Genomic DNA, 19207 nt, shown 5'->3' on the forward strand with positions numbered 1-19207 from the left:
TGCGAAGCCGGTCACGGTAATGACAGGGAAAATCACCTCTACTTCGTCATATGAAGCCACATGGAGAGGTGAGGATGTCGCTGTTTGATGAGGTGCGGGTACAGGATTTGTGTGCACGGTTGCTCGATAGCCAGAACGAGAAGGGGTGCACCCTTGAGAGCAGGCATGGCCGCAAGTTGAAAGAGTTGTTGCAGACGAATTGTGGGTTAAGACCTTTTGGGCGAAGCGCTCGTCATGTATTAACCGAGGCGGGACGGGCTTATCTGATCAGACAGCTGGCGCAGGTCGATCCCCCCGAACCGAACAAGGGTGAGCTGCTGCAACGTTTGGGAGTGAGTTTGCCTGCACGGCTCAATCAGGCCTGCTTTTATGCCCTCTGGCATGGGGACAGCAAGCATTCGCGGTCAGCATCCTTTGCAGCGCCACAGCTTGCGGACTTGACGCTCACGCAAGATGAGGTGATCCGCATCCGCACCCTCGAGCCGCTCTCACTGGTCGATCGGCAAGGCCAGCAGCACGATATGACGGTAATGATGGCACTACTGGGAGAGTTGGCGTTGCCGGAGCGGACTCTGGGCACGCTGGCGGCCATCGGCTGGCAGGGGGAGCGGGTCATTACGGTGGAGAACAAGGGGGCCTTTGTCGACTACCAGCTGCAACCCGGGCAACTGCTGCTCTTTGCTCCCGGTCGCAATACCTCCCTGGCCAAACAGCTGATTCCGCTGCTGCCTGCGGGCGTGCAGTGGGCACATTTTGGCGATCTCGATCAACGGGGTATCGATATTGCCGTCGAGTTGGCGCGCGAGCTAAATCGACCGGCCATGCTCTGGCTTCCCTGTGAGTTGCAACCTTATCTGGAGCACTATGCCCGCCCTGTTCGCACCTTTGCAACGGACAGTGGCAAGGTGCCCTGGCGTGTGACGACGCAGGCTGATCAGGTTGATGGTCATGGCACGCCGGCAGGTGTTCCCTGGCTCGATAAACTGATCACAGACGGGACTTGGCTGGAGCAGGAGGTTTTGATTCTGGCCCCTCACTGGCGGAGCTGGTCATTGGAAGAGATGGGCAATCAGGGGTGAAACGGGGAGCCTGTGCTCCCCGTTATTTCGTGGTCAGCTGTTTACTTGGCGTTGATGGGCCCCTTGGTGCCGGCATCATTATCGACCCAGCCATCTTCACCCTTGATGCGGCGATCCCCCTGAATTGTGTAGATGACCATGCCATCCTTGAACACCAGCGCGCCATCGGATTTCTTGGCATTGACCTTCTTGTCGTTGACCCACACCTGATCCTTGCCATCGATGCGGATATTGGCCACGGTGGCGCCGGTTTGAGGGAAGGTGGCGATCCAGTTGCCCGCATAGGGGCTGCCGCTGGTTGCCGCGGCCGGAGCATTGCCAACACCGGCAGCAGCGTTCTCAGCCTTGGTTTTGTTGATATCGCAGCCATTGAGCTCGCTCACCTGAGTGCAGCCCGAGCGCTCCAGCTTCTGCTCATAGCTCAGATTCAGACCGCCCTCCGCCGCAGGGGCGGCCGCGCCAAATCCCGCCTTGGCATTTTCCGCTTTGGTTTTGTGAATGTCACAGCCCTGCGCCTCGGTGACCTGGGTGCAGCCGGATCGCTCCAGTTGCTCGGCATATTTGGCACTGATGGCGTGGGCAGGGGTGATACCGAGCAGGGTCAGGGTGATGAGCAGAGCAGCATTCCTGGACATAGATAATCCCTCAAAGATGTAAGTCATGCAGGTTCTTCCGCGCAGTTGCGGCAGTGAACGTCGGCCTCTTCTGAGCATCCGAGACAGATGCGCAGCTGGCGTATTCACGTTAGCACCTTGGGCCAACCGCGCCCAGCAATGTGGCCGGAAGATAAGGCGAGAGGCGATACGGGCGGGGAGTGCAAGGGAGGTTAAATGGCAGTGACACTTCTGCAGAAGAGGTGGTAACAAAAGAGCAAGTCACTGCACGGCATTATCATAATGATAACGGCAACCCCGCTGATATCATTTCAGCCCCTGAAACTGACCTTTGATGATAATTCTCACCGGCGCAGGGATATTGCCTCTGATTATTATCACCTTGCTATTTTATCGCTTGGCCACCCTATCCATCCTTTTATGGAGTAAACCGCTGAAATAGCCGCTGATTTTGTGGGTGGCATCACACACTTTTTCCATTTATTAATATCTGCCTGCATCTTATTGGTTTGGCACGGTTATTGATTGCCTCATATCGACGCTAACCGACGCGCTCACCCACAACCGGGATGCTGGTGACATCGTGAGTGAAAGGGGAGCTATCCATATCTCATCCAATGATTGGGGCGAACGATGAAAGCAGTTAACGAATTAATCAAAGAGATCAGAGTACTCAAATCCAACCTGCATGAAAAAGATTTTCTGCTGACCTGGGAGCAAACCCCTCAGGAACTGGAGCTGGTATTGAAACTGGCCGAATCACTCAAGACCCTGCGCGCCGAAAATATCTGCACCAAACTGTTTAACAGCGGGCTCGGTATCTCGGTTTTCCGCGATAACTCCACCCGAACCCGCTTCTCTTACGCCTCTGCCCTGAACCTGCTCGGTCTGGCCCAGCAGGATCTGGATGAGGGCAAATCCCAGATCGCCCACGGCGAGACCGTCCGTGAAACCGCCAACATGATCTCGTTTTGCGCCGATGCCATCGGGATCCGTGACGACATGTTCCTCGGTGCCGGTAACGCCTATATGCGCGAGGTGGGCGCCGCGCTGGATGAAGGGTTCGAGAAGGGGGTGCTGCCCCAGCGTCCGGCACTGGTCAACCTGCAGTGTGACATTGATCACCCGACCCAGTCGATGGCTGATCTCGCCTGGTTGCAGGAGCACTTCGGCAGCCTGGAGAGCCTCAAGGGCAAGAAGATTGCGATGACCTGGGCCTACTCCCCCAGCTACGGCAAGCCACTCTCCGTGCCCCAGGGCATCATTGGTCTGATGACCCGTTTCGGTATGGACGTGACCCTGGCCCACCCGGAAGGGTATGACCTGATCCCGGATGTGATCGAAGTGGCCAAAGAGAACGCCAAGGCCTCCGGCGGCAGCTTCCGTCAGGTCACCTCCATGGAAGAGGCTTTCAAGGATGCGGATATCGTCTATCCCAAGTCCTGGGCCCCCTACAAGGTGATGGAGCAGCGCACCGAGTTGCTGCGCGCCAATGATCACGCCGGCCTCAAAGAGCTGGAGAAACACTGCCTTGAGCAGAACGCCAAGCACAAGGATTGGCACTGCACTGAGGAGATGATGAAGCTCACCAAGGGGGGCGAGGCGCTCTATATGCACTGCCTGCCGGCCGATATTTCCGGTGTCTCCTGCAAAGAGGGCGAAGTGACCGAAGGGGTATTCGAGAAATACCGTATCGCCACTTACAAAGAGGCGAGCTGGAAGCCCTATATTATCGCCGCCATGATCATGGCCCGTAAATTCTCCGCCCCGGCAGAAACCCTGGAAAATCTGATTAAAGAGGCGCAAAAGCGGGTGAAATAAATAACGGCAGGGCAGGGTGAATATTCATCCTGCCCATACTGTCGAATTCATTATTTCGAGTTTTCTCCCCGTGGTATCTGAATAACGGATCTCCCGGCGAGGCAGCTCTTTATCAGGTAACGCCTAGTGAGGTAAGCATGTCCCAATTTTCGCTGAAGATGGATATTGCCGATAACCGCTTTTTTACCGCCGAGCCATCTCCGCTGTTTTCTCGCGCCGAAGCACAAAAGGCTCGCGCTTTTCATAAAAAACTGGCCGGTTATGAGCCGACCCCCTTGTGCGACCTGAAAGATCTGGCCGCCTATATCGGGGTAAAAAATATTCTGGTCAAGGATGAGTCAAAACGCTTTGGTCTCAATGCCTTCAAGATGCTGGGTGGCGTCTACGCCATTGCCAACCTGCTCTGCGAAAAATACGGAGTGGCAGTCGAGGATTTCTCCTTCGATCTCATCAAGCGCACCATCAAGGAGCCGATGACCTTCGCCACCACCACTGATGGCAACCACGGTCGTGGCGTCGCCTGGGCCGCCAAGCAGGTGGGTCAGCATGCGGTGGTCTACATGCCCAAGGGCTCTGCCCAGGAGCGGGTTGACCACATTCTCAATCTCGGTGCCGAGTGCATTGTCACCGATATGAACTATGACGACACCGTGCGCCTGACCATGAAGATGGCCGAAGAGCGCGGCTGGCACATAGTGCAGGACACCGCCTGGGAGGGCTACACCAAGATCCCGACCTGGATCATGCAGGGTTACTCCACCCTGGCCGACGAAGCGGTCGAGCAGATGCAGGATATGGGCATCAAGCAGCCGACCCACGTGCTGCTGCAGGCCGGGGTAGGGGCGCTGGCGGGCGGCGTGCTCGGTTATCTGGTGGACTGCTTCGGGGCGAAAAACCTGCACAGCATCGTGGTCGAGCCGGATCAGGCCGACTGCATCTACCGCTCCGGCGTGGCAGGGGAGATGGTCAACGTGGGGGGCGACATGCGCACCATCATGGCCGGTCTCGCCTGCGGTGAACCCAACCCGCTTGGCTGGCCGCTGCTCAGGGGCTGCACCACCCAGTTCATCTCCTGCCACGACAAGGTGTCGGCATTAGGGATGAGAGTGCTCGGCAACCCCCTTGGCAATGACCCTCGCATCATCTCCGGTGAATCCGGCTCGGTCGGTACCGGCGTGCTGGCGGCGGTGCGTCACCACCCGGATCGCGCGGCGCTGATGGCTCGCCTTGGGCTGGATAGCAACTCGGTCGTACTCATCATCAACACCGAAGGGGACACCGATGTGAAGCACTACCGGGAAGTGGTGTGGGAAGGCAAACATCCTGCCTGCGATTAACCCCGGCTGTGACTAATCCCTGCGAGAGCAGAGAGACGAATTGAAGCATTGATCGCGCCTCGCCAACGTGGCGCGGTAACGGGCACAGGGCGCAGCCGACGAACAGGCCGCGCACTCTCAGTTGTTATGGAGAATCACAATGAGCAAGCAAATTCCGTTTGAAATGGTGTTGGAGAAGGCCTACCAGTACAAGGCCGAGATGAGTCAGTTCCTGCGCGACATGATCGCCATCCCGAGCGAGAGCTGCGATGAAGAGCGGGTGGTGCTGCGCATCAAGCAGGAGATGGAGAAGGTTGGTTTTGACAAGGTCGAGATCGACCCCATGGGTAACGTGCTGGGCTATATCGGTCACGGCCCGCACCTGATCGCCATGGATGCCCATATCGATACCGTGGGCGTCGGCAACATGGCCAACTGGAAGTTCGATCCCTATGAGGGGATGGAAGATCACGAGATCATCGGCGGCCGTGGCGCATCTGACCAAGAAGGTGGCATGGCATCCATGGTCTATGCGGGCAAGATCATCAAGGATCTCGGGCTGGAAGATCAGTACACCCTGCTGGTGACCGGTACCGTACAGGAGGAGGATTGCGACGGCCTCTGCTGGCAGTACATCATCGAACAGAGCAAGATCCGACCCGAGTTCGTGGTCAGTACCGAACCCACCGACTGCCAGATCTACCGTGGCCAGCGTGGCCGCATGGAGATCCGCATCGATGTGCAGGGGGTCAGCTGCCACGGCTCCGCACCGGAGCGCGGTGACAACGCCATCTTCAAGATGGGCCCCATCCTTGGTGAGCTGCAGGAGCTGAGCCACAACCTCGGCAACGACGACTTCCTCGGCAAGGGCACCCTGACCGTCTCCGAGATCTTCTTCACCTCACCGAGCCGCTGCGCCGTGGCGGACAGCTGCGCCGTCTCCATCGACCGCCGCCTCACCTGGGGCGAGACCTGGCAAGGTGCGCTCGACGAGATCCGTGCCCTGCCTGCGGTGCAAGCCGCCGGTGCCGAGGTCTCCATGTACCAGTACGACCGTCCGGCCTATACCGGTCTGGTCTACCCGACCGAGTGCTACTTCCCGACCTGGAAGGTGGAAGAGGATCACATCACCGTCAAAACCCTCTCCAAGGCTTATCGCGAGCTGTTCAACAAGGAGCCGGTGGTGGACAAGTGGACCTTCTCGACCAACGGGGTCTCCATCATGGGTCGCCACGGTATTCCGGTGATCGGTTTTGGCCCGGGTAAAGAGCCGGAGGCCCACGCCCCGAACGAGAAGACCTGGAAAGAGCATCTGGTCAAGTGCGCCGCCATGTACGCCGTGATCCCCATGCTCTATCTGGCCGAGCTGGACAAGTAAGGGGTCTGCCGGGTGGTGGCTGCCATCGCTGTCCGGCTGTTGCAAGTGCCCCGTCTCCATTGAGGCGGGGCTTTGCTGTTTGAAGTGATGTTCGAGGTGGTAGGGATGAAACGGCTGATCAAAAACGGTGTGCTGGTCGATGCGCAGGGTGAATATCGTCAGGATCTGCTGATCGAAAACGGGGTGATCCGCGCGCGAGCCGCCGCTATCCAGCCCGATGGCGAAACCGAGGTGATCGATGCCTGCGGCTGTTATGTGATGCCGGGTGGCATCGATGTCCACACCCACTTCAACATCGACGTGGGCATTGCCCGCAGTTGCGATGATTTTTTCAGTGGTACCCGTGCCGCCGCCTGTGGTGGCACCACCACCATCATCGATCACATGGGATTTGGCCCGGCGGGGTGCAATCTGCATCACCAGCTGGCCCGCTATCACGACTATGCCACCGATCAGGCGGTGGTCGATTACAGCTTTCACGGCGTTGTCCAGCATGTGGATGACGCCATCCTCCACGAGATGGCCGCCATGGTGCAGGAGGAGGGGATCAGCAGCTTCAAGCTCTATCTTACCTACCAGTACAAGCTGGGGGATCATGACGTGCTGCGTGCCCTGGCCCGCCTCAAAGAGGTGGGGGCGCTCGCCACCGTCCATCCCGAAAACGATGCCGCCATCGCGGCGCGCCGTGAGGCCCTATTGGCCGCCGGCCACTGCGAGCCCTGGTATCACCCGCAAAGCCGCCCGCTGGAGTGCGAGGCGGAGGCTATCGCCCGGATGATCAATCTGGCGGGGCTCGCGGGCAATGCGCCGCTCTATATCGTCCACCTTTCAAACGGGTTGGGGCTGGAGTATCTGAAACTGGCGCGCCGTCAGGGGCAGCCGGTCTGGGTGGAGACCTGCCCGCAATATCTGCTGCTCGATGAGCAGTGTTATTACAAGGAGAACGGGGTCGACTATCTGCTGAGCCCGCCGCTGCGCTCGCGCCGCGAGCAGGACAAGCTGTGGGTCGGCATCGCTGCGGGTGACATCGACACGGTGGCGACCGATCACTGCAACTTCTCCCATGCCCAGCGCATGACCCTCTCGGGGGGCGATTTCAGCCGCTGCCCCAACGGCTTGCCCGGGGTCGAGAACCGGATGCTGCTGCTGTTTTCCCACGGGGTGCTGGGGGGGCGCATCTCGCCGTCCCGCTTCGTGGCCCTCACCAGCGCCAACCCGGCGCGCCTGTTTGGCCTCTGGCCGCGCAAGGGCAACCTGCAACCGGGGTCTGACGCTGATCTGGTGCTGATGGATCCCCACGGTGACACCCTGATTTCTCACCCACTGCTGCATGACAACGGCGACTACAGCCCCTACGAGGGGATGCACTGCCCGGGCCGGATCAGGATGACCCTCAGTCGTGGCGAGATAGTCGCTCGCGATGGCGAGTTCCTCGGGCGGCGTGGTCATGGCCGGTTTTTGGCCAGATCGCCCTTTGATCCGGCCTTGGCGCCGGATCTGCGCTCGCCTTGCCCCTTGGTGGCAGGCTGACAATTCGTTCGAAACACGCAAATCAGCAAGCTTATGTGAACAACGAAAGGTGGGCCGGTATTGCGCCGGCTTGTCCCATCACTGGAGATAACAAGATGAAACAGAGAATCGTACTGGCCCTTGGTGGCAATGCGCTGGGCAACAACCTGCCCGAGCAGATGAAGGCGGTGCAGAGCACGGCGGGCACCATTGCCGACCTGATCGCTCAGGGGCATGAAGTGGTGGTGACCCACGGCAACGGGCCGCAGGTGGGGATGATCCAGCAGGCGTTCGAAGTGGCGGCCCGCCACGAGCCAAAATCCCCCCATCTGCCCATGTCGGTCTGCGTGGCCCTGAGTCAGGGTTATATCGGCTATGACCTGCAAAATGCCCTGCGTGAAGCCCTGCTGGAACGCGGCATCCACAAGCCGGTCGCCACTCTGGTGACCCAGGTGGAGGTGGATAAAAACGATCCCGCCTTCCTCGACCCTAGCAAACCCATCGGCGGTTTCTTCAGCAAGGAGGAGGCCGAAGCATTGATGGCCAAGGGGGAGCGGCTCAAAGAGGATGCCGGTCGCGGCTATCGCCGGGTAGTGGCATCCCCCAAACCCGTCGATATCATCGAGAAAGAGACCGTCTCTGCCATGCTGGCCGCCAGTCAGGTGGTGATCACCGTCGGTGGCGGCGGCATTCCGGTGCTGCGCGAGGGCAATCACCTGCGCGGTGCCAGTGCGGTGATCGACAAGGATTGGGCCAGTGCCAAGCTGGCGGAACTGATTGACGCCGACATGCTGATCATCCTTACCGCGGTAGAGAAAGTGGCCATCAACTTCGGCAAACCCGATGTGCAGTGGCTCGATCAGCTGAGCGTGGCCGATGCCAACAGCTTTATCGCCCAGGGGCAGTTTGCCAAGGGTTCCATGCTGCCCAAGGTAGAGGCGGCGCTCTCGTTCGCGACCTCCATGCCGGGGCGTAAATCCCTGATCACCTTGCTGGAGAAGGCAGCCGACGGCATTGCCGGCAAGACGGGAACCCTTATCAGCCGCTAGACGTTCCAGCTCGGGTTGAGTGTGATTGCGGGGGCCGTCGGCCCCCTTGTTCATTTCGGGGGCGACCATGGTCAGCGGAGGATGAGCGGCGTAAGATGGCCGCCTTCAAGCGCGGGCAAGACGCCGAGAGCAGACCCGGCGCAATGAGTGACAAGAGGTGAGTAGCAAGCAAATGAGCGGAAAGATCAATATGGCGGCGCTGGTGGGATTGATCCTGCTCACCGCCATCTGGAGTTACAGCTGGATCGTGATGAAGCAGGTGATGCTCTACGCGGGGGCCTTCGAGTTCACCGCCCTGCGCTGCCTGTGCGGATCTCTGGTTCTGCTGCTGGTGTTGGCCCTGCGCGGTCGCCGTTATCTCAAACCCACCCCGTTTCGCTATACCTTCGCCATCGCCCTGTTCCAGACCTGCGGCATGGTGGGGTTGGCCCAGTGGGCGCTGATCAGCGGCGGTGCGGGCAAGGTGGCCATTCTGAGCTACACCATGCCGTTCTGGGTGGTGATCTTCGCGGCGCTCTTTCTCGGCGAGCGGATGCGCAAGCTCCACTATCTGGCAGTCGGGGTGGCTGCCTGCGGGCTGCTGCTGGTGATCGAGCCCTGGCAATTGCATCTGGATTCCATGAAGAGTGCGCTGCTGGGGATTGCTTCCGGCATTTGCTGGGGGATTAGCGCCATCATCGCCAAGCGGATGTATGCCCGCCATCCCGCGGTGGATCTGATGTCCCTCACCACCTGGCAGATGATCTACGCCACCATGGTGATGGCCGTGGTGGCGGCGCTGGTGCCGGAGCGACCCATCGACTGGCAGCCCTATGTGTTTGGCGCGCTCGCCTACAGCGCCATCTTCGCCACGGCGCTGGCCTGGAGCCTCTGGCTGTTCGTACTGAAAAAGCTGCCGGCAGGGATCGCCAGCCTCAGCACCCTGGCGGTGCCGGTGAGCGGCGTGCTGCTCTCATGGTGGCTGCTTGGTGAAAATCCGGGGCCGGTGGAGGGGAGCGGTATCGCCCTTATCGTGCTGGCGCTTCTCGTCATCAGCCGCAAGGGCAAGCGCTCTGTGGTGTCGGTGGCGGGGGAGACTCGCATCAAGCATGGTTGAGTGGTGACTGGGCTGCCAGTGGCACGATAAACGGCACTCAAAAGAGCCCGCGACAGGGGACCAACCCCTCGTTACAATGGCGTGGTTTGACTGTGCTGGAGCACAGGTATCTGATTTATTGTGATTATTTCAACGAACCTAACGGCAAGGATGAGACCGTATGATGACGCTGGTGTGGTTGGCTGTAGGCCTGGTGTGTCTGGTGGTGGGGGCCGAATCTCTGGTGCGGGGCGCATCTCGCCTCGCCACCATGATGGGGATATCGCCACTGGTGGTGGGATTGACCATAGTGGCCTTTGGGACCAGTGCTCCCGAGCTGGCGGTGAGCATCCAGTCTGGCCTCGAGGGGCAGGCAGGGATAGCGGTGGGGAACGTGGTCGGCAGCAATATCTTCAACGTGCTGTTTATTTTAGGTATTTCGGCACTGATCGTACCGTTGACCGTCTCACAGCAACTGGTACGTCTCGACGTTCCCTTGATGATAGTGGTCTCTTTTCTGGTGTTGTTGCTGGGCTACGATGGCCGTATTGCCCCACTGGAAGGGGCGCTGCTGTTTGCCGGCATCATCGCCTACACCGTGTTTCTCTTTGTCCAGAGTCGACGGGAAAACAAAGCGGTGCAGGCGGAGTACGAGCAGGAGTTTGGGACCCGTGAAGCGAGTACGGCGGGCAACTGGTTGCGCAATCTACTCTTTATTGCCGCAGGTCTGGGTCTGCTGATCCTCGGCTCCCGTCTGCTGGTTGGCAGTGCGGTTGAGATTGCCCACTACTTCGGGGTGAGCGATCTGATCATCGGCTTGACCATAGTGGCGGCCGGTACCTCCTTGCCCGAAGTGGTGACCTCCATCGTCGCAGCCCTGCGCGGGGAGCGGGATATCGCTGTGGGGAACGTGGTGGGCAGCAATATCTTCAATATCCTCTGCGTGCTGGGGCTCACCTCCATTGTCACTCCCGGTGGGCTTGAAGTGTCGGCCACCGCCCTTCAGTTCGATATTCCGGTAATGATTGCGGTGGCGCTTGCCTGCCTGCCCATCTTCTTTACCGGTTACACCATCGCCCGCTGGGAAGGGGCCCTGTTTCTGGCCTACTACATCGGCTACACCTGCTGGCTGATCCTCCACGCCACATCCAGTCCGCTGCAAGGTCAGTTCAGTGCAGCGCTAACCGGTTTTGTGTTGCCGCTCACCGCCATCACTCTGGTTGTGCTGGCGGTGCGAGCCTGGCGGTTGCAACGAACCCGGTCGTGATGCAGGTTCTCCTGATGTAAAGGAGCTGCATCAACAGACAGGCCGAAAAAAGCCCCACCATCATGGTGGGGCTTTTGCTTGGTGCTGAACTTGGTGCTGAAGAGGGACGCGAAGAGCCGTTATCGGCGCTGGGCCAGATGCATCATGGCCTCCAGCACGGCGCCGCCGATGGCGCGAGCCTTGTCCGATACCGTAGTGGCGTCGGCCCGCTCGCCTCTGGGGTCGATGTCACCGATCTTGAAGCCGACGGTCACCTCGATGCCATCGCTGAGCAGCCCCCGCACCATGCCGGAGAGCGGCGCGATAATGGGGGCGTCCCCCACATGGGCGATCACATCCCCCTCCTGCACCAGATCACCGAGCTTGATAATGCTCTTCATCACCCCGGCGACAGGGGCGCGCACCACCCGGCGGGCGGAGTGCCCCTCGATCACCCCGGGAATGCCGGTATTGGGTTGGGCAGGGCCCTGATAGATGACCCGCCCCAGATGATGACCGCGGTTGGTCTCGATCACCGCATCGCAGTCGCGTCCCGCCTCAAAGCCTGGGCCAAGGGCCACCGTAATGGGGGCCATCTCCCTGTGGGTGCCGAGGTTCTGCTTGGCGAGGATGGCATCCACCAGATAGCGGGGTTTGAGCTCGGCTAGGGTGGCACAGTCGGGGTCAACCAGCAGCGGAATGACGCCCCGATCCAGCTGCTCGAACGCCTGATCAACGCTCTCGACCCGCTTGGCGCGCACACCCTCGACACTGGTTTCACCGTCGAACATCCCCTGAGCGAAGGCGACAGTGCGGCGGATCACCGTGGGTTTGTCGAGATCCAGCATCACCACCTTGAAGCCTGCATTGTGCAGGCGCAGCGCCACCCCGGTGGCGATATCGCCGGAGCCACGCATCACCACCAGCTTATCCCGCTTGAGCCGCACATCATCCTGCATTAGCCCACCCGCTTTGCCGTTTTTCACCTGCAGCAGCTCTGCGAGGATGCTGATGGCGATCTCCTCGGGGGTTTCGGCACCTATGTTGTAACCGATGGGGGCGTGCAGCTGCTGCAGTTGGGTCTGGTTGATCCCTTGCTGGCGCAGCGCCTGGGTGAAGGTCTGCACCTTACGCTTGCTGGCGAGCAGTCCCAGATAGGCGAGGGGGCGATTGATGAGCCGCTCCAGCGCCTCCTTGTCCTGATGGTTGGTGGCGATGATAACGAAGTTGGCGGGCTCGATGGCCAGTGCTTCGATCACCGCGCTGATGGTATCAGCCTGTTTGAGGTGAGTGCCGACGGGGAAGTGATCGGGGTTGAGGCTCCCTTCAAAACAGTCGCCCACATGGATATCAAAACCCAGTGGCGCCGCAGCATGGGCCAGCGCCCGGTTGACGTGACCGGCACCAATGAGCACCAGCCGTGGCCGCAGGCCATAGACATCGATATAGACCGACATGGCGCCACCACAGTCCGACCCGACCGCATGTTCGCCGTTGCGGGCCATCCGGCCGTGGAAGATGCGCGGCTTGCGCTCGGCAATGGCGGCCATCGCTTCCTCGATCACCAGCCGCTCGATCATGCCGCCGCCGATGGTGCCGAGGATCTGGCCATCGGCCATCACCAGCATCTGGGCCTGATGGCGGGGGGTGGAGCCCCGGCTCTCGATGATCTGGGCAATGGCAAAGGGAATGTTCTCCTGTTCCAGTCGGGCTGCGTGTGCAAACAGATTCATAAGGTACCTCTTCTTATCCTTAAACCATCATGGGCGAGGCGGCTGAGCCTCATCCTGAGCGAAGTAACCGAGTGCGTGGCGAATGGGCTGTGGCTCGCGAACCGCCCCCTGCCAGACGGCATAGATCTCGGGGTGGCGGCTATGCAGCTTTATCAATTCATCGAGCCACGACGCCTCATTTTGATAATCCCCATTGATAAACCAGATCCGGCGCGCCCTGGCCGGGGTGCCCTTGAACAGTCCCTCGGGGTGGGAGAGCAGCTGGTGAAACAGGGCCCAGTCGAGGGGGTCACCGTCCTCTATCCCGCACAGGGCCTGAAGCTCTGCCCAGCGGTGGATCTGCTGCGGGTCGGCATTGGCTCCCACCATGGCGCCGCCCAGCAGGGCGATCACCCAGTCACTCTGGTGTGGAATGCAAGGTTCGTGCAAAGCGGGCACTTTCAATAACTTGTGATTGGCGCCATCCGCTTCGACCAGGATCAGATCGAAGCGCTGCTGCCCCTTGATGAGATCAATCTGCTGGGGTGTGGGGCCCGCCACCTTGCCGCTGGCCTGATCGATATGGCTGAACAGGGCGACCAGAGTCGGCTCATCGGGCAGTTGCTGACAGCGGGTCAGTTGGCGGACGGGATCGGCTTCCAGGATCAATTCCCGATAGTGTGACGGGGCAGGCAGAAACATCCTGGTGGTGGTGGTAATTAGCACCCTTTTACCCTGTTGATAAAAATATTCCGCCAGCCAGAACAGGGTGCTGGTTTTTCCACCGGCCCCGCAGAGGCTAATTAAGGTGGTATGGCTATCAATATTTTTGGTGAGCGGGTTTAATAGCGGATCTATATCTGGAAATGCGACAGCAACAACGTGTGGTAGCGACATAATGACGACCAAAATAAATATCGAAGGGAGTGGAAAACAACGTTGCCAGGAACAAGTGCAGTGTGACTGTATAATAACGGCGGCGGGTTTATCTTCCCGAATGGGTACCTGGAAAATGATGCTACCTTATTGCCAGGGGACAATGCTTGATGCAAGTCTCAAAAATGCCCTGGCTTTTTGTCAGCGGGTTATTCTGGTGGTGGGCCATCGTGGCGAGGAGCTTCAAGCCCGCTACGGATCACGGCCAGATATTGTTGTCGTCCACAATCCCGACTATCGGCAGGGGCTGGGCAGCTCCATCCGCTGCGCCCTGGCGGCCAGTGACGCTGACTACCTCTTTATCAGCCACGGGGATCTCCCCTGTATCCCGCGCGAGGTCTATCAACAGCTCTGGCAGGCACAGGGCTGTGAGACACTCTTTCCCACCTGGCAGGGGGAGGCTGGCCATCCGGTGTTGCTGCCAAAATCCCTTGCCCGCGAGTTGGCTGCGGCCCCGGTGCAGTCGTCGGTACGGCGCTGGTTGCAAGGGCATCCACACCGTATGGTGCCAGTTGACAGCCCCGCTATCCTGTTTGATGTGGATACCCCGGAGCGCTATCAGGCGCTGCTGGGTGGCATTCTTGAAAATGAGAGCGAGCCCACGAAATAACCCAGTTTAAAAAGATAACGGGGAGATAAATGGCGTATCAAAGTGATATTTCTCGCACTTGATCTGATAGGGCGAGTTCTTTTTGAACTGCTCATCAAGTAAATTTCAGAGTGATTGATAACTACTCGCAATACCCATAATGGTGATATCGTAATTTCTCATCATTAATTGGAGCTGCCTCACGCTTTCACCCTAAAAAATAGTTTTGTAGCTCGTTTTATAACTGTAGTGGCCTGATAGTTGCTCCTCTCCTTGCCAAGGGGGAACACCCGTGCGGGATACCCCATTTATTCATGCTGCCAATGGGCAGAACAGCTGCAAGGAGATAGCCATGGGCGATATTATGCGACCCGTTCCCTTCAAGAACCTTCTGACCCGTATTTTTGCGGAATATAAAGAGAGTCAGAGCATTTTCGGTATTCCCGCCGCGCAATTCTATCGCAAGCAGGACGAGCGCAAGATCAAGGTGTTCGGTGAAACCTGCGAGACCCCCATTGGCCCGGCAGCCGGCCCCCATACCCAGTTGGCCCAGAACATCGTCACCTCCTGGCTGACCGGCGGGCGCTTTATCGAGCTCAAGACGGTGCAGATCCTGGACCGTCTCGAACTGGAAAAGCCCTGCATCGATGCCGAAGACGAGTGCTTCAACACCGAGTGGTCTACCGAGTTCACCTTGCCCAAGGCGTTTGACGAGTATCTGAAGGCCTGGTTTGCCCTCTATCTGCTGGAGGAGGTGTTCGATCCGCGTCTTGAGGGGGAGGCCAAGTCTTTCATTTTCAACATGAGCGTGGGTTACAACCTCGATGGCATCAAACAGCCACCGATGCAGCAGTTCATCCACAGCCTGATGGATGCCAGCAGCAATCCGAAATTTGCCGAATACCAGCAGGTGGTACGTGAGCTGGTGGCCGATGAGCAGTTTATCGCCGAGCTGGGACTGGGGGCGCGCCGCGATCGCCTGCAACAGCTGGTAGATCGTATCCCGGCCAATCTGGTGCACGGCGTTACCCTCTCTACCATGCACGGCTGCCCGCCCAACGAAATTGAGGCCATCTGCCGCTACATGCTGGAAGAGAAGGGGCTCAACACCTTCGTCAAACTGAACCCGACCCTGCTAGGCTACCCGCGGGTGCGCGAGATCCTCGATACCTGCGGCTTTGATTACATTGGTCTGAGCGAAGCGTCGTTCGATCACGACCTCAAGCTGGATCAGGCCAAGGCAATGCTGACCCGATTGATGGCGCTGGGGGCCGAGAAGGGGCTCACCTTCGGGGTCAAGCTGACCAACACCCTCGGCACCATCAACCGCAAAGGGGCGCTGCCGGGGGATGAGATGTATATGTCCGGCCGTGCGTTGTTCCCCCTCTCCATCAACGTGGCCGCTGTGCTGTCCCGCGCCTTCGATGGCAAGCTGCCCATCTCCTACTCCGGTGGTGCCAGCAAGTTCAATATCGCCGAGATCTTCGAGACCGGTATTCGTCCCATCACCATGGCCACTGATCTGCTGAAACCGGGTGGTTACCTGCGCCAGATCGAGTGTCTCAAAGAGATCGACGCCTCCGACAGCTGGGGCATGAGTCAGGTGGATGTGGCCAAGCTGGAAGCGCTTGCCGCTAAGGCCCTCACCATGGATTACACCCAGAAGGAGTGGAAGTCCGACGATCGCATCGAAGTGGGTGGCGGCCTGCCGCTGACCGACTGCTACGTAGCGCCCTGCGTCACCGCCTGCGCCGTGCATCAGGATATCCCCGAGTACATTCGCCTGATGGGCGAGGGGCAGTATGTGGCAGCCCTTGAGCTGATTTATCAGCGCAACGCCTTGCCCGCCATCACCGGCCATATCTGCGATCACCAGTGCCAGTACAACTGCACCCGTCTCGACTACGACAGCGCGCTCAACATCCGCGAGCTGAAAAAGGTGGCGCTGGAGCGCGGCTGGGAAGGGTACAAGGCTCGCTGGCACAAACCGGCAGGCAGTGGTGACAAGCACCCGGTAGCGGTCATTGGCGCCGGCCCCGCCGGTCTCTCCGCTGGTTACTTCCTGGCCCGCGCCGGTCACCCGGTCACCGTGTTCGAGCGTGAAGCCGATGCCGGTGGCGTGGTCAAGCACATCATCCCCGAGTTCCGCATTCCGGCCGAGCTTATCCAGCATGACATCGACTTTGTCGCCGCCCACGGGGTCAAGTTCGAGTTTGGCTGCGATCCGGCACTCACCGTCGACAAGCTGCACGCCCAGGGCTTTACCTATGTCTTCGTCGGCATCGGCGCCGACAAGAATGGCGGCATGCGTCTCGAAGGGGGACACGAGCGGATTTACAAATCCTTCCACTTCCTGCGCAGCTTCAATCAGGGCAAACCGCTGCCGCTCGGCCGCCATGTGGCGGTGATCGGCGCCGGTAACACCGCCATGGACTGCGCCCGCGCTGCCCTCAAGGTGCCGGGTGTCAGCGATGTGACCGTTATCTACCGTCGCAGCGAGAAAGAGATGCCCGCCTATCGCGAGGAGTATCTGGAAGCGGTGGAGGATGGGGTGCGTTTCTGCTTCCTCACCAATCCGGAGCGCTTTGACAAAGATGGCAAGCTCACCGTGCGGATGATGGCGTTGGGGGAACCTGACGAGCAGGGCCGCCGCCGTCCGGTGCCCACCGAGCAGACCGAAGTGATGCAGATGGATGCGCTGATCACCGCCATCGGCGAGCAGCCTGACTGCGAGGTGCTCAAAGCGATGGGCATTCCCTTGGGCAGCGATGGCTGGCCCGAGGTGGACAGCCAGACCGGCGAAACCAGCCGTCGCAACGTCTTCCTTATCGGTGACGTGCAGAGCGGCCCGTCCTCCATCGTCGGTGCCATCGGTGGTGCCCGCCGCGCCGCGGATCTGGTGCTCTCTCGCGAGCATATCGCCAGCCAGCAGAGTGAAGTGACCATCCAGCCGTCGGGCAAGGATGAGATCTACCGTCGCAAGGGGAGCATCGCCGTCACTATGGTCGACAAGAATGAGCGGGATGCCTTCGTGGCGCAAGAGGCGCACCGTTGCCTCGAGTGCAACTACCTCTGCAGCAAGTGCGTGGATGTCTGCCCCAACCGGGCCAACGTCGCCATTGCGGTGCCGGGCTTCAAGGATCAGTTCCAGACCCTGCACCTGGATGCCTACTGCAACGAATGTGGCAACTGCGCCCAGTTCTGCCCGTGGCAGGGCAAGCCCTATCAGGACAAGGTCACCATCTTCAGCCTGCCCGAGGACTTCGACAACAGCCGCAACCCCGGTTTCTATCTGGCGGATGGTGGCGAACTGCGGGTGCGTCAGGGTGGCGAGACCTATCGCCTGACCATAGACGCCCAGAGCCGGATCAAGGATGCGCCAGCGGCCCTTGGCGATATGTGCCGGATCATCAGCCATGTCCATGCTCATCACCACTACCTGCTGGGGGCCGTCGAGGCCTGAGCGAACCACGAATAAGCGAAGGAGCACACCATGTTTATTCTGAAAAACGTCACCGCTGTCCAGCTGGAGCCGACCCGGGTGCTGGAAGGGGTGGATATCGCCATCGAAGGCACCCTTATCAAAGCGGTGGGGCCCAATCTGCGGGCCCTCTACCCGGAGGCCAACTATCGGGAGATGGGCGGCAAGCTGGTGATGCCGGGCATCGTCTGTGCCCACAACCACTTCTACTCAGGCCTGTCGCGGGGGATCATGGCCAACATTGCCCCCTGCCCGGACTTTATCTCCACCCTGAAAAACCTCTGGTGGCGGCTCGATCGGGCGCTCGATGAGGAGTCCCTCTACTACAGCGGTCTCATCTGCTCGCTGGAGGCGATCAAGAGCGGTTGCAGCGCGGTGATCGACCACCACGCTTCGCCCAACTTCATCAAGGGCTCCCTGAATGTGCTGCGCAAAGGGTTTATGGAGGCGGGCCTGCGCGGCATGACCTGCTTCGAGACCACGGATCGCAACGGCGGCCTCGCCGAGCTGCAGGCTGGGGTGGAGGAGAACATCCTATTTGCGCAGGCCATTGATGCCGCCAAGGCCAAGGGGAGCGAACCCTATCTGGTGGAGGCCCATATCGGCGCTCACGCCCCCTTCACCGTACCCGACGAGGGGCTGGCCATGCTGCGCGAAGCGGTACAGGTCACCGGTCGTGGTCTGCATATCCATGTGGCGGAAGACCGCTACGATATGGCCCACGGTCACCACCACTATGGCAAGGAGCCCATCGCCCGGCTGGACGAGTTTGGCCTTGTCGACAGCAAGACCCTGATCGCCCACGGCATCTACCTGAGCCCGGCTGACATCGAGCTGCTCAACAGCCGCGATGCCTTCCTGGTGCACAACGCCCGCTCCAACATGAACAACCATGTGGGCTACAACATGCACCTGCCGGAGTATCGCAATCTGGCGCTTGGCACCGATGGTATCGGCTCCGACATGCTCGAAGAGCTCAAGTTCGCCTACTTCAAACACAAGGATGCCGGCGGAGCGCTCTGGCCCGACAGCTTTGCCCGGTTCCTCTGGAACGGCAATACCCTGCTGGAGCGCAACTTCGGCGCCAAATTTGGCCGCCTGGAGCCGGGTTACAAGGCCGACCTCACCATCTGCGACTACGCCGCACCGACCCCGCTGGCGCCGCGCAACCTCGGCGGCCATCTCGCCTTCGGTATGGGCTCATCCTCGGTCAACAGCGTGATGGTCGAGGGACGCATGGTCTATCAGGATCGCGAGTTCGCCTTTGACGTCGAGCCCATTTATCAGCAGGCCAGCAAGGTGGCGAGCCGCCTGTGGCAACGGATGGATCAGCTGGCCTAGGGCCACCCTCCACAGTTTTGGACCGGATTGCCCGCCCTGTGGATCTCCCCGGCGGCGGGCT

At 59.9% G+C, this 19207-nt stretch carries 14 protein-coding genes; 11 read left to right on the plus strand and 3 right to left on the minus strand.

The window, feature by feature from the left end:
- Positions 1–74 precede the first annotated feature (74 nt).
- Entirely contained in the window at positions 75–1079 is a 1005-nt protein-coding gene (locus tag G5315_RS00230) for a Wadjet anti-phage system protein JetD domain-containing protein (RefSeq protein WP_421332054.1), read from the plus strand.
- A 41-nt stretch (positions 1080–1120) separates the two neighbouring features.
- On the opposite strand, the gene G5315_RS00235 is transcribed toward G5315_RS00230, so the two are convergent.
- A complete protein-coding gene (locus tag G5315_RS00235; protein ID WP_005336813.1) occupies positions 1121–1714 on the minus strand; it encodes a hypothetical protein in 594 nt (197 codons plus the stop codon).
- A 612-nt stretch (positions 1715–2326) separates the two neighbouring features.
- Between G5315_RS00235 and ygeW the strand changes: the two genes are divergently transcribed.
- The 7 genes from ygeW to G5315_RS00270 all read left to right on the plus strand — a co-directional run bounded on the left by ygeW (position 2327) and on the right by G5315_RS00270 (position 11108).
- Positions 2327–3514: a knotted carbamoyltransferase YgeW gene (gene ygeW / locus G5315_RS00240; protein ID WP_421332055.1), complete on the plus strand. Its 1188-nt coding sequence runs from the start codon at positions 2327–2329 to the stop codon at positions 3512–3514.
- 137 nt (positions 3515–3651) lie between these two features.
- A complete protein-coding gene (dpaL, locus tag G5315_RS00245; RefSeq protein ID WP_374835229.1) occupies positions 3652–4851 on the plus strand; it encodes a diaminopropionate ammonia-lyase in 1200 nt (399 codons plus the stop codon).
- Positions 4852–4990: 139 nt separating this feature from the next.
- Entirely contained in the window at positions 4991–6208 is a 1218-nt protein-coding gene (locus G5315_RS00250) for a YgeY family selenium metabolism-linked hydrolase (RefSeq protein ID WP_040070003.1), read from the plus strand.
- A gap of 105 nt (positions 6209–6313) precedes the next feature.
- Positions 6314–7738, plus strand: a complete 1425-nt coding sequence (gene hydA, locus G5315_RS00255; protein WP_421332056.1) for a dihydropyrimidinase — start codon at positions 6314–6316, stop codon at positions 7736–7738.
- Positions 7739–7833: 95 nt separating this feature from the next.
- Positions 7834–8766, plus strand: a complete 933-nt coding sequence (gene arcC / locus G5315_RS00260) for a carbamate kinase (RefSeq protein ID WP_421332057.1) — start codon at positions 7834–7836, stop codon at positions 8764–8766.
- Positions 8767–8938: 172 nt separating this feature from the next.
- On the plus strand, positions 8939–9862 hold the full coding sequence (locus G5315_RS00265; RefSeq protein ID WP_245096859.1) for a DMT family transporter: 924 nt from the start codon (positions 8939–8941) through the stop codon (positions 9860–9862).
- 160 nt (positions 9863–10022) lie between these two features.
- Positions 10023–11108, plus strand: coding sequence for a calcium/sodium antiporter (locus tag G5315_RS00270; RefSeq protein WP_151285962.1), 1086 nt, complete (start codon positions 10023–10025; stop codon positions 11106–11108).
- Between the two features lie 119 nt (positions 11109–11227).
- Here G5315_RS00270 and yqeB read toward each other — a convergent pair whose 3' ends face one another.
- Together yqeB and yqeC are read right to left on the minus strand one after the other, a co-directional pair.
- Positions 11228–12820: a selenium-dependent molybdenum cofactor biosynthesis protein YqeB gene (gene yqeB, locus G5315_RS00275; protein WP_421265546.1), complete on the minus strand. Its 1593-nt coding sequence runs from the start codon at positions 12818–12820 to the stop codon at positions 11228–11230.
- A 27-nt stretch (positions 12821–12847) separates the two neighbouring features.
- Positions 12848–13696, minus strand: coding sequence for a selenium cofactor biosynthesis protein YqeC (gene yqeC, locus G5315_RS00280; protein ID WP_421332058.1), 849 nt, complete (start codon positions 13694–13696; stop codon positions 12848–12850).
- Between the two features lies 1 nt (position 13697).
- Here yqeC and mocA point away from each other — a divergent pair, with 1 nt between their 5' ends.
- From mocA to ssnA, 3 genes are all read left to right on the plus strand, one after another.
- Positions 13698–14345, plus strand: a complete 648-nt coding sequence (gene mocA, locus G5315_RS00285) for a molybdenum cofactor cytidylyltransferase (RefSeq protein WP_421265544.1) — start codon at positions 13698–13700, stop codon at positions 14343–14345.
- A 331-nt stretch (positions 14346–14676) separates the two neighbouring features.
- Positions 14677–17787, plus strand: a complete 3111-nt coding sequence (gene ygfK / locus G5315_RS00290; protein ID WP_216953630.1) for a putative selenate reductase subunit YgfK — start codon at positions 14677–14679, stop codon at positions 17785–17787.
- 30 nt (positions 17788–17817) lie between these two features.
- Positions 17818–19146, plus strand: a complete 1329-nt coding sequence (gene ssnA / locus G5315_RS00295; protein ID WP_216953629.1) for a putative aminohydrolase SsnA — start codon at positions 17818–17820, stop codon at positions 19144–19146.
- Positions 19147–19207 lie beyond the last annotated feature (61 nt).

Origin of the sequence: Aeromonas sp. 603607, from assembly GCF_049171595.1 — a bacterium.
GTDB classification, from domain to species: Bacteria; Pseudomonadota; Gammaproteobacteria; order Enterobacterales; family Aeromonadaceae; genus Aeromonas; species Aeromonas veronii.